General features: G+C 69.4%; 12 protein-coding genes and 2 pseudogenes. 5 read left to right on the forward strand and 9 right to left on the reverse strand.

The genetic code is table 11. The features are described from left to right. From ACFWBB_RS09535 to ACFWBB_RS09550, 4 genes and pseudogenes are all read right to left on the reverse strand, one after another. On the reverse strand, positions 1-914 hold a 914-nt coding region (locus ACFWBB_RS09535), incomplete at its 3' end, for an LD-carboxypeptidase (RefSeq protein WP_385269074.1). A 212-nt stretch (positions 915-1,126) separates the two neighbouring features. Continuing rightward, a pseudogene (locus tag ACFWBB_RS09540) lies at positions 1,127-1,231 on the reverse strand (AAA family ATPase); the annotation flags it as partial. Further along, positions 1,201-1,458, reverse strand: a pseudogene (locus ACFWBB_RS09545) (helix-turn-helix domain-containing protein); the annotation flags it as partial. The pseudogenes ACFWBB_RS09545 and ACFWBB_RS09540, both read right to left, overlap by 31 nt. Before the next feature lie 744 nt (positions 1,459-2,202). Beyond that, entirely contained in the window at positions 2,203-2,421 is a 219-nt protein-coding gene (locus ACFWBB_RS09550; RefSeq protein WP_385268874.1) for a hypothetical protein, read from the reverse strand. Between the two features lie 198 nt (positions 2,422-2,619). Here ACFWBB_RS09550 and ACFWBB_RS09555 point away from each other — a divergent pair, with 198 nt between their 5' ends. Continuing rightward, positions 2,620-3,219 carry a hypothetical protein gene (locus ACFWBB_RS09555; RefSeq protein ID WP_385268876.1) on the forward strand — a complete coding sequence of 200 codons (600 nt, stop codon included), beginning with the start codon at positions 2,620-2,622 and terminating at the stop codon, positions 3,217-3,219. Between the two features lie 159 nt (positions 3,220-3,378). Continuing rightward, a complete protein-coding gene (locus ACFWBB_RS09560; protein WP_385268878.1) occupies positions 3,379-3,696 on the forward strand; it encodes a hypothetical protein in 318 nt (105 codons plus the stop codon). 144 nt (positions 3,697-3,840) lie between these two features. Here the strand turns inward: ACFWBB_RS09560 and ACFWBB_RS09565 are convergent, their stop codons facing one another. Beyond that, entirely contained in the window at positions 3,841-4,410 is a 570-nt protein-coding gene (locus tag ACFWBB_RS09565) for a TIGR03086 family metal-binding protein (protein WP_385268880.1), read from the reverse strand. Positions 4,411-4,638: 228 nt separating this feature from the next. On the opposite strand from ACFWBB_RS09565, the gene ACFWBB_RS09570 reads away from it, so the two are divergent. Continuing rightward, on the forward strand, positions 4,639-5,256 hold the full coding sequence (locus tag ACFWBB_RS09570) for a TetR/AcrR family transcriptional regulator (protein ID WP_385268882.1): 618 nt from the start codon (positions 4,639-4,641) through the stop codon (positions 5,254-5,256). A gap of 797 nt (positions 5,257-6,053) precedes the next feature. Here the strand turns inward: ACFWBB_RS09570 and ACFWBB_RS09575 are convergent. Both ACFWBB_RS09575 and ACFWBB_RS09580 read right to left on the reverse strand, forming a co-directional pair. Then, positions 6,054-6,578, reverse strand: coding sequence for a hypothetical protein (locus ACFWBB_RS09575; protein WP_385268884.1), 525 nt, complete (start codon positions 6,576-6,578; stop codon positions 6,054-6,056). A 438-nt stretch (positions 6,579-7,016) separates the two neighbouring features. After that, the gene (locus ACFWBB_RS09580) at positions 7,017-7,394 is read right to left on the reverse strand and encodes a hypothetical protein (RefSeq protein ID WP_385268886.1); all 378 of its coding nucleotides are present in this window, start codon (positions 7,392-7,394) and stop codon (positions 7,017-7,019) included. Between the two features lie 377 nt (positions 7,395-7,771). Here ACFWBB_RS09580 and ACFWBB_RS09585 point away from each other — a divergent pair, with 377 nt between their 5' ends. Further along, on the forward strand, positions 7,772-9,121 hold the full coding sequence (locus ACFWBB_RS09585) for a helix-turn-helix domain-containing protein (RefSeq protein WP_385268888.1): 1,350 nt from the start codon (positions 7,772-7,774) through the stop codon (positions 9,119-9,121). Positions 9,122-9,197: 76 nt separating this feature from the next. Here ACFWBB_RS09585 and sigJ read toward each other — a convergent pair whose 3' ends face one another. Further along, positions 9,198-10,145, reverse strand: a complete 948-nt coding sequence (gene sigJ, locus ACFWBB_RS09590) for an RNA polymerase sigma factor SigJ (RefSeq protein ID WP_385268890.1) — start codon at positions 10,143-10,145, stop codon at positions 9,198-9,200. Between the two features lie 150 nt (positions 10,146-10,295). On the opposite strand from sigJ, the gene ACFWBB_RS09595 reads away from it, so the two are divergent. Then, positions 10,296-10,778: a nuclear transport factor 2 family protein gene (locus ACFWBB_RS09595; protein WP_385268892.1), complete on the forward strand. Its 483-nt coding sequence runs from the start codon at positions 10,296-10,298 to the stop codon at positions 10,776-10,778. A gap of 387 nt (positions 10,779-11,165) precedes the next feature. Here the strand turns inward: ACFWBB_RS09595 and ACFWBB_RS09600 are convergent. Further along, positions 11,166-11,499 (reverse strand): tectonin domain-containing protein (locus ACFWBB_RS09600; protein ID WP_385268894.1); only part of this gene is annotated, 334 nt, incomplete at its 5' end.

Genomic DNA, 11,499 nt, shown 5'->3' on the forward strand with positions numbered 1-11,499 from the left:
CTGCCGACCGGCATCGGCAGATTCGGGCCGGCATGCCCGAACTCGACGTTACCCAGGACCGGGATGTCACGGTCGCCGAGGACGTCGAGAACTATCTCGCGGAGAGTCGGGGACGCGTCCGCCCCGAGCCCGTCGATCGCGTGCGGGACGCCCACGACCATGCCGGAGATCCGATCGAGGATGCCGCAGTGCCGGAGTACCTGTATATAGCTCCACACGTGCGCTGCTTGGCCGCCCATCTCCTCCCGGAACAGCACTGCGCCGTCGAACCGTTCGAGCGGCAGCGCGTAGGGCGTCGCCTGCGCCAGCACGACGCGGTTGAGCAGCCCGCCGATCAGTCGGCCTTCGGTGCGACCGGCACGCCAGCACTCCCACGACGGGGTGGCCTGCAGCGCGCCGATCGCCTCGTCGCCGGTCAGCAGCGTCGAGTAGAGCTTCTCAAGCACCGCTTGGCGCGCTGCGGGCGCAGCCTGCCAGCGCCCGCCGAGTCCAGGCGTGGCCAAGTCGGCATGGAAGCCGACCAGACCCGTGCGCGCATAGAGCACCAGATGCAGCAGCGAGATGTCGCTGTAGCCGACGATCGGCTTGGGGTCGGCAGTGATCGCCTCGATGTCGATCAGGTCGAGGTAACCGAGCGCCGTCTGGCCGCCGTCATGCGCGATGATCGCGCGCACCTCAGGATCACGCAGTAGTCCATTGAACTCCTCGGCGATCTTCGCCGGCCGAGCCGCACTCCACCAACGGTGCCGCCCTGCTTCGAGGAGCGGTGCCCGCCCCCGACGCACGCGGAAACCCATCCGCTCGAGCACGATGACCGCCTGCTCGAGGTCGGGCTCGTAAGCGGCATCGAGCGGACCGGACAGTGCTGCGATGGCGACGAGATCTCCGGGCCTCAGGGCACGAGGCCGCAGCAGTTGAGGCTGTGTCGTACGGGTCGTCGAGGCAGTGTCCCGACACCCGTGACAACACGCTACTCATTTACCGATCGACCGCCCAGCGGCCCCTCCTGTGTGGCGCCCGGTCAGCTGGGCTGGGCCTGTCCGTTCTGGGCCTGTCCGTTCTGGGCTTGTCCGGTCTGGGCTTGTCCGGTCTGGGCTTGTCCGGTCTGGGCTTGTCCGGTCTGGGCTTGTCCGGTCTGGGCCTTGGTGTGGGCGAGGCGGTAGGACTCGGTGCTGGTCTGGATGATGGCGCCGTCGCAGGTCAGCCGGTCGACGATGGCCGCGCAGAGTTGGTCGTAGTGGGCTGCCGACGGCAGCGGCCCACAGCCCGGAAGTGCCGTCGCAGATTCACCGCCGACGACAGTCCGACCCGCGCGGCCACCGTCTCCACCGGCTGGTCGCTCTTCTCCCGCAGCATTCGAGCTGCCTCGATCCGTCGCGCGAGCACCCACTGCCCCGGACCGACCCCGAGCTGCCGCACGAACCGCCGGGTCAGCATCCGCTCGGACACCCCGGCACGTCGGAGACCACCTCCACCGCCGGGAAGACGGCGGCCACTACTTCGTGCTCGCCAGCGAGGTCATCGAGGGCGAGGAGCGCCACGGCCCGGGCACGTACGTTGTCCTTCGCCCCCGGCAACCGCTCCTCACATGGCTCCTGGAACCCCGGGGCCCGGGGGCCCGTCTCGTTCCGTGGGAGCCTACGAGGGCAGACGGAAGCCACGGACCTGGAACGGCGTGCGTTCATCGGGGCGGCGCGGCTTGGAGCTGTGTGACGATCCGGGCCCGGTGCCGTCCCGCTGTCACCGCCGGAACAGGTCGTGGACCCGATCGCACGGACCGTACCGTTCCGGCACATCCCGTTATGGGGCACCGGTCCGGGGCCCCGCCGTGTGCCGTCTGTCAGCTGCCGCCGCGTCCACACCGCCGGATGGCCCGGCTTGACGCCGTGCGGCAGTAGCGGCTCCAGACGTGCTCACTGGCCATTCGTCAGATCACCAGGTCCCACGGCGCGTGATCATTCACGTCCGAGATCCACTTTCGGCGAGAATCCGGGCGCGCGCTTCATCGGCGAGTCCGGCGACCGCCTTCCCACCGCGCCAACCGTCGCAGCTGGTTGACGGTCAACTCCAGCGCCTGAATGGCGACGTCACCGGGGCCGGCCTTCCGACGCGACGGTGGCCGGCGCAGCCGGGACGAGCGGCTGGCTGCCGGTCGCGGGGACCGACAGTCAGCGTCTGCCACAGTTGCTGCGGGCGGACGGGTCAGCTGGTGTCCTCAACCGACCAGCCCGAGCATGTCTCGAGCATGACGATCCCGTTCCCGTCCTTGTTGCTGTCGTATTCACCCAAGATGACCTCGTACTCGATCCACCCGGACTCCGGGAGGTTCATGTTGAGGTCCAGCTTGTGCATGGCGCCGTAGTGGTTCCAGTCCTTGTGCTGCGCGCCACCGTCGTCGGACCGGATGTACTTGACCACCACGGAGTGGTCGTCAAATGCTGTGCACGGGCCGCCCCTTTCGCCCGGGCCTGTGTGAAGAGCACCCCACTGCCGAACTTCCCGGTGCGCAGGAGCGTTTAGGTCGTCCGCACGATACGGGCGAGGACACACCCTCGCGCCCGCCGCGGACCGGCCATGCGATTGACTGGGGCCGGCAAATGACCGAAGGACGCGGAACTCATGGGGGGCCACGCAGTGAAGAGCAACGACACTCCGCTGATACCGGACGCGGGGTGGCTGGAGGAACGGCTGGGCGAAGGCTCGCTCTGGCGACCGAACGAAGCCGGTCTCCCGGCCGAGCTGACGCATGCCGGGTCGAGGGAGTTCCTGCTGACGGTTGGCTTTCCCGCCGTCCATCTCGACGTGGTGGAGATCGACACAAGGCATTTGCGGGACGAGAACGCGCTGGACCCGTTCGATGCCGACGAGATCTACGGGGAGCGCTACCCCGACGACGACTCCCCGCCCAAGAACTTCTGCTTCTCCGTAGCCACCTGTTACGACCAGCACCTGATGCTCGGCGCGGCGGACGGTGGCATTACCCAGTACGACCCCAACGGATGGGACCACGGGGCCGGGTGGAAGGGAACGGCTGCCGATTCCCTCCCCCGGCTGGCCGTGCTCCTCGGGCTCATCGCCGAGTCGGGCGATGCCCTGGAATCGCCTGACGACGCCGTACGCGCGGCCGCCATCACCGATCTGCGTGAGCGCATGATCGGCCAGGACCTGTATGTGGACGACTCCCCGTTCTGGGACGCGATCTTCGAGCGTCTGGACTGAGAACGGGCCTGGTTGGTGAGGACAGACGTCGGCGAAACGCCGTGCAGTCGATCCTCGACGCCGTCGGATCTTGTGCGCTGAGAACTCCTGACGGAAGGATTCACAAGGCATCGTCGGGCCCCGGGACCGCGGGTTGCAGACAGGTGCGAGAGTGCGGTCGTGTTGGATGCGATCGACGCAATGGGCTGGGGCGCCATACCGGGCCGTCCCGACCGCTATGAACCGGCTCGTGCCGCCCGCGGTCTGCGCGCCCTGGCCGATGCGGCGAACCTGATCGAGGCGGCGGAGGCCGGCTCACTGCTCGGCGGCGGCGGAATCGTCCATGGGCACCGCGCCTCGGTGTTTCCGGCCGCCGCGGTCGCGACCCCTCTGCTCCTGGACATCGCTCAGCAGGGTCACCCGGCGGCGCGGGACACTGCGTTGGGGCTGTCGATGAGGTTCTGCCGTCCTATCCCCACGCTGAGTACACGCGGGTGACGACGCCCTACGGCACAGCGGTCCCGATCCGCTGCTCCATCGCCCACCATCTCTTCGAGTCCGCACAGCTTTCCAGTTCTCACCAGTTCACGGGGCTTTCGTTCCCCATGTGTGCTGCATCCGTTCCGCGGAGCTCCTGCCTCGTCAACTGGGCTGGAGCTCGCGGCCGGCGAAGGCGAGGAGCCGTCGGTGGGCGGGGCTGCCGATCGATGGGAGGGCTTCGGGGCCGAACATGCCAGGGCGGCGGAAGGCGTCGAAGTCCATGCCGCGCATGACGGCGAGCAGGTCGTCGCAGAGCCGGTGGTCGACGGCGTGCTCCTGGTCGGTCACGACCGCGAGGTCGACGCCGTGGACGACGACCTCGGTGAGATGGATCAAAGCGGCCATGGGGCCGGGGACGGTGCCGAAGCCCAGACGTACGGTCGAGGCGAGGGCGGCGGGCCGATTCCAGGCGGCGCGGTCGAGGGTCGCGGCGGTGGCGTACGCGGTCTGCGGGTCGGTGCCCACCCAGTCGGCGTCGTGGCCGGCTCCGGCGTCGGTCCCGGTGAGCTCGGCGGCGAAAATGCGCATGCCGCCGACCAGGTGGTTGAGCTCGTCGCGGACCGTCCACCCGGTGCAGGGCGAAGGCGCGGTGAGGTGGTTCGGACGGATACCGGCGACGATCTCGGCGGTCATGTCGACGGCGCGGTCGATCTGGTCGATCACGTTGCCCATGGCTCTCTCCGATTCTGTGTATGCGCGGTGGGGGTTCAAGCGGCTGCGTTGCCGAGGAGCTCGTCGAGCCGGTCGTAGACGCAGGCACACGCCAGGCGCTGGGCGCCCGCCTAGCAGTGGGAGGTGGCGCCCTGGGACTGCAATACCTCCTAATGCAGTTGGTGGCTGCGTTATGAGGGTAGGAGCTGTCACGAATAAACGCAACTAGATCTGCGTTAAGGTGGGGGCATGACGGAAGGGCAGAAGGCGCGGCGGCCCGGGGGGCGCAGTGCGCGGGTACGTGCGGCGGCGCATCAGGCGGTCACCGACCTGGTCGCCGAACGGGGATACGGCAACTTCACCGTCGGCGATGTCGCGGCCAGAGCCGGGGTGGCCGACACGAGCGTCTACCGCCGTTGGGGCACCCTCGAAGCGCTCCTCACGGACGTGGCGATCACCCGGCTCACCGCCGGCTCCCCGATCCCCGACACCGGCAGCGTGGCCGGCGACCTGCGCGCCTATGCCACAGGTGTGGCCCGCGACATCAGCGGTTCCGACGGCCTGGCGGTCCTGCGCCTGGTCGTCGCACTGTCCAGCGCCGGAGAAGCGGGCGCCGAGTCACGGGACCGCTTTCTCGCCGAGCGCACCCGACAGCTCCAGGACATGCTCGACCGCGCCCGCGAACGGGGCGAGCGGCCACCCGATGCCCTGGAGGTGGTCGACCATATCCTGGCGCCGCTGTACATCCGTATCCTGTTCGCAGCGGGCCCGCTCACCCCCGTCTACGTGGACGGGCTGGTCGACCGTCTGCTGTCATTCTCGGGCGCAGTTCCGGACGCCTCGGGTACACAGACACGGCGGCCGTGAGTACCTGACACCCCTACAGCCAGCCCTTACCGCCCTGGCGTGCCGCAGGGTTGGTCGCAGCAGTTCGCCCTGGGCGGCCGGCGCCTCGCCCCTCCTGGCGCCTCGAGGGCAGCGTCTCCCGCCCCTCCGCCTACGGGCAGGGCGACGGCCGATGGGCGTCCCTCGGCAGCGAGATGAACACCGTCAAGCCGTCGGCGGGCAGCGCCGACGACGACCGCCGAATCATCCCGCTCAGCACGGACGGCACCGTACGACTGCAGGCCCCCGTCGGCCCGTCAGCCAGAACATCGGCGCCGACGCCCTTGCCGGTGTGCTTCGCCCAGCCGCGCGCCGAAGAGCGGACCGCAATGTTGATCCGCGCCGCGGAGTCGCCGGAGTAAATGGCAACTGTTCGTCATCTGCTCCCTGCTCCCTGCTCCCTGCTCCCTGCTCCCTGCCCTCCGGCCTGTGCCGGATGCTGTTCTCCCGGAGCGCCAAGGGCGGTCTGCTACCGAGAACCCTTGTCCCTCGTGAAGCGCGGCCGCCGAAAGAGCGCCGTCACCTACCTCGCCCGGCGCCGTTGGATCAACAGATCCTTCGGTGAGCAGGACGAGCCACAGAAGGCCATGGGCACCGGGCGTGCGAGCCCGGCCGGTCACGTACGCGCCGCATTGACGCGTACGTGTTGCCAACTGAGGCCCGCACCCCTCAGTTGGTGCGGGCTCACTGCGTTCTCGAGCGGGACACCGCACATCCATCGGCTTTCCACCCCGGTGCTCTGTCCCGGCCGGGACAGAGCGGGCGGAGCGGCTATGCCGTCAGCGGGCGCTCGTGGTGTCGATGTCGACGATGTGGTTGTACCGCTCCACCAGCACGTAGAGCTTGGTCTTCTGCGTCGTCTCCCCGCTGCCGAAGGTCAGGGTGACGATGACCTCATGGCCGTTACCCACGGTGCCGTTGTCGGTCACCGTCCACCGCGCCGGGACGTTCTGGGCGCGCAGGACGCCGTCCGCCGCGTTCTTCTCCTCCCAGGCCGCCAGCCGCTCGGCGAAGTCGGGCGTCAGGTAGTGGTTGCGGAGCGCCGTGGCCAGCGTGACGTCGGGGTCCGTGTAATCGCCCTTCGCGTCGATGTACGCGCCGTAGAAGTCGGCAACCCGGGTCACCGCTTGGCCGGACGTGCCGCTGACCGGCTGCGGTGCGGCGCTGGACGCCTTTGCGGGGGCATGCACGGACGCCTGCGCCGACACCTGTGCCGAGACGCCGAGTCCGACAGCCAGGACAAGGCCGACGGTGACGGCCGCGCGGCGGCCCGGACGACGGCGTACGGGGGACTTACTGTTCATGTCGTTTCCCTTTTCTGATCCGTATGTGGTTGCACTCGGCCGGTTCCGGCTTTCGTGCCCAAGGCTGCTGCCGACTTGTCGCCACCTCGCCCGCGTCCGATTCGAGGACAGGACGGCGCGACTGCACGAATGCCCGATCGGACAGGAGTCGGCCCGGTGTCTTCGCCCCAAGGCCGTCATGTGGCGGCGGGTGCCACACGGTGCCGAGCGACGCACCTTGGGTACTCGGGCACACAGGTGTCCCGATACGCGGGCGCGGGGTGGGTGTCGTCGCCAAGCTGCTGCCGGGGCGTTCGTTCTGCCTCGGCCGGCGCGCGCGACACCCTCAGCTTCGAGGCCGCCGGGCATCCTCGACAACAGCTGCCGCCGCACCTGCAACGGTGGAACCGTGCCATCCCTGTTGAACTGCGGAAGCGCCCGCCGGCCGTTCGAGCGGATTCAGCAGGTGGAACTGCTGGAGATCCTTATTCCGGTGACGCTGTAAGCGTTCGCGAACACGGTCTCAAAATTCGGCGGCAGGCAGATCGAGGTCCCGTCCTGGAGCCGTAGATACGCCACGTCGTCGTTCCGGGTGTTCACCACGTGGTAATGCGGGCGGGACGTGACCGTCTGGTAGGAACTGGTGACATCGCGGAACTTCGCGATCGGCGTGCCCGCGTTATAGGCGTGGTCGTCCACGTAGAAGCAGACATAGGGGTAGGGGCAGCCGTGGGTGGGGGACTCCGCCTGGGCTGCCGATGCGCCGGTCACGGACATGGCTGCGACGGCCACACTCGCGACCGCGAGGCCTGCCGCCTTTCGGATGACGAACTTCATCAAACCTCCAAGAATTGAGTAGATCGTCTGACACGGCAGCGGCAGATCGTGATCCGTTGCGGATGCCGCTGGTCAGCAGGGGCGAGGCCGGTGTTGTGACGAGTACGGCAACCGGCATCGTGAGCGTGCCTGACGACGCATCAAGCGCGGTGACCATGGAGGCAACCGTCGGTGGATGCGTGTCGGACGTCGCCCGACGCCGGTTGGTCCCGTTGGCCGTGGTCGGTGCGACACCAAGAGCATCGGCGTTCACCGGAGTCCGGCGCAACAACTACCGCCTCTTTGGCGACGGTGGAACCATCCCAGCCCATCTGACGTGCAGGGATATGAGTGCCTGGGATACGGGATCGCGGGCGGACGACGGAGGAACGGTGTCGATGCGGGACGATGTCGAGGAGTTCGCGGCGCTGCTGCGCCGGCTGAAGGACCGCACGGACCGGAGCTACGGCTCTCTGGCCCGCCGCCTCAACATGAACGCCTCCACGCTGCACCGGTACTGCGCGGGCGAGGCGGTGCCGCAGGACTTCGCGCCCGTGGAGCGGCTCGCGGCCTTCTGCGAGGCGACACCGGAGGAACGGCTAGAGCTGCACCGCCTGTGGTTGTTGGCGGTGGCGGCTCGGCAGCGGGTGCGTACGGCCGGTTCGGCGGCGGTGCCGGGACGGGCACCGGCACCGGCACGGGCACCGGCACCGGCACGGGCACGGGACACGGACGGGGAACTCGTCGAGGAGAGCAGCTCCGCGGAGCAGGCCCGGGACGATCCCGACCCGGACGAGTCCGCCTCCTCCCCCGCTCCCCGCCCCTGGTACCGCCGTCGACGGGTTCTGACGTCCACCGCCGTCGCCTGCGTGCTGCTCGCCACTCTGCGCAGCACGTTCGCCCTGTCGGACGACCGCTCGGCCGAGGCGGACGCCTCCCGCGCCGCGAGCCCGCGGACGACCGCCCCCGGCGCACCCCACAGTTCGGCGAAACCGTCGGCCACCGCCTCACCCTCCCCTTCCCCTTCCCGGAGCTCCGCGTCGCCCAGCCCCCGGCAGAAGACCACCGCCCCGTCCGCCACCGGCAGCGGTCCCACCTCGGCCGCGAAGCCGACCACCGGCCTGCCCCTCGTCTGGAGCGCCGACTCCCTGGTCTGGGACAAGGGCTGCGACCACGACTACGTCATCGACAAGCCGCCCGCACAGGTGCCTCCGCCGCCCGTGGAGCAGGACGCCGGGGCGTGGGCGGCGACGCAGGACGCGGTGCACGGGCGGCAGACGAAGGTGCAGATCTCGGTGCAGGGGCGGTCGTCCACGGCCGTGGTCCTGGAGGCGCTCCACGTCCGCATCGTCAGCCGCGGCAACCCGGCCGCCGGGATCGCGTACGCCATGGGCCAGGGCTGCGGCGGCGACATCACGCCCCGGCGCTTCACCGTGAACCTCGATGCCGACCGCCCCATCGCCGGCCCGAAGGACGGCGCCGACAGCGAACACACCATCCCGGCCGTGCACTTGCCGTACCGCGTCTCCGCCGAGGACCCGGAGGTGCTGCTGGTCGACGCGACGACACAGACGTACGACGCCCGCTGGTATCTCGAACTCGACTGGTCCTCCCAGGGCCGCACCGGCACGATCCGCATCGACGACCACGGCCGCCCGTTCCACACCACCAGCACCAAGGGAATGCCGCACTACTGGTACGGCACGAACGACGCAGGCGAGCGTGCCTGGGTCCCCTACGACAGTTAGGGCGTGTTCGGGATACGAGCTCGGTGCGGGTCGGTACCGGCCACGATCCGATCGCTGCGGTGTCTCGGGGCGCTCCTCAACTGATCCGCCAGGGACGGAGCTTCTCGGGGTTTCGCACCGCCCAGATGCGCCTGATCCGGTCGCCCGCGATCTCGAACGCGAACACGGTCGAGAGGTTGCCGTCCTGCCGCGTCACCAAGCCGGGCAGGCCGTTGACCGTGCATTCCAGGAACGTGGTGCGGTCGCCCGACGCGCGGGCGATCTCGGCGTAGGCGCGTGCGATCTGCTCACTGCCCACGATGGGGTGCAGGTGGGTGACGGCCAGCCCGCCGCCGTCGGCGGTCGCGACGGCGTCGGGGTCGAGCAGGCCGATCAGGGCGTCGATGTCCTTGGCCTCCCACGCCGTTCTGAACTGCCTGACGATGCCGGCCTGCCCGGTACTCGGGCCGGCCGGCCTCTGCGCGGTGCGGATGCGACGGCGGGCGGACGAGGCCAGTTGGCGGCACGCCGCCGGAGTCCGGTCGACGATCTCGGCGACCTCGCCGAAGGGGTAGCGGAAGACGTCGTGCAGGACGAACGCGACCCGCTCGGCCGGGGTCATCGCATCGAGGACCACCAGGAAGGCCATCGTCACCGACTCGTCGAGGGTGACCCGGTCGGCCGGGTCGGTCCCGCCGGCGCCGGAGTGTCCGGTGATCCACTCCGTGGGTTCGGGCAGCGGTTCCGGGATCCACTCGCCCACGTACGTCTCCCGCCTGGTCCGCGCCGAGCCGAGCAGGTTCAGGCAGATGCGGCCGGCGACCGTCACCAGCCAGCCGCCGGGCGACTCGATGGCCCGCTGCTCCCGTGCGGACATGGCGTACCAGCGGGCGTAGGTCTCCTGCACGACGTCCTCGGCGTCGGCAAGGGACCCGAGGAGTCGATAGCCGAGGTTGATCAGCCGACGCCGCTCGCTCATGATCGCGCTGAGGCCCGGATCGCTCTGATCGCTCTGATCGTCGCCGGGCTCGGCTCTGGTGGTCATGGTCCGGCCATCTCCCTCGCTCGCTTGTGTGCCTCTACCCGTTACGACAGGACAGCGCGCCGGAATGTGAGGCCGATGCGCCGCCTCACATTCCGAAGGGCTGCGTTGTCGTTACGGTGAGGACGGCAACAAGACGGAGGGGTGAATACGATGAACGACTTCCAGGCCATCGCGGACCGTGTCGAGATCGAGGCACTGCGCGGCGAGTTCACCGACGCGGCGATGATGCGCGACCGACCCCGCCTGGCGTCGCTGTTCACACCGGACGGCGCCCTGCACATGCCCAACATCCCCGCCGAGCAGATCGGCCGAGAGGAGATCCGCGCCGGGGGCGAGCGGCTGCAGAGCCAGTGGGACTTCTTCGTACAGACCACACACCCCGGCACGATCCTGCTCGACGGCGACACCGCGACCGGCCGCGCCTACATCCAAGAACTCGCGCGCACCCTCGACGGACGCCAGGGTCTCAACTACGCCGTCTACCACGACCGTTACCGGCGCACCGCGGAGGGCTGGAGGTTCGCCGAGCGGGTGTACGAGGTCAGGTACCTCGACACCTCCCCGCTGGCGGGCACGGCACCCCACGCGGTGCAGGGCTCCGGGACCACCCCGGCAGACGCAACGGCCACCTAGGCTGCGGCCTCCGGCTGTCCGGCATCGACGAGGACATCAACGCCGGTGGCCGGACGACGCCATCAGGCCGCGCGTCCTGGCCATCGACCGTGCCACCGGCGCCCGACGAACCAGCAGTCGGTTCCCACCGCCGTCGGCTCCGACTACAGACTGGTCAACGTCGACAGCGGCAAGCGCCTGGCGGTTGCCGGGACGTCCACCGCCAACGGCGCGGCTCTCGACCTATCGACCTATCGACCTGCACCACCGACGCGAACCAGCAATGGATGATCGTCTGAGGCAAAGACACATCCCCTCAACGGACAGGTGAAGAGCCCGCAATGCCCCGTGCGCGTGCGGGGTCCCGGTCTGATGCACCGGGACCCCGCACGGCCCAACTCACGTCAGTCAGCTCGGCTGGTCTCCGGTGTAGCGGAAGATGCCGCCGGCGGAGTTGACGACCCACACGGTGCCGTCGGCAGCCGCGCCGACATCGACCGCCGCGCCGGGGATGCCCGTCCACGGGTTGGCGTCGTGTCCGGTGTAGCGGTAGATCTGGTCGGAGGAGTTGACGCCCCACACGTTCGTCCGGGAGCCGACGGAGATCCGTTTCAGCCCGCCCGAGACTGCGACCCAGTCCGTGGAGCCCTGGTCCCCGGTGTAACGGAAGATCCCACCCGCGGAGTTGACGTGCCACACCGTCCCGTCGGCGGCCACACCGATATCCACCGCGCGACCCGGG

Origin of the sequence: Streptomyces sp. NPDC060000 (assembly GCF_042737375.1) — a bacterium.
Lineage (GTDB): Bacteria > Actinomycetota > Actinomycetes > Streptomycetales > Streptomycetaceae > Streptomyces.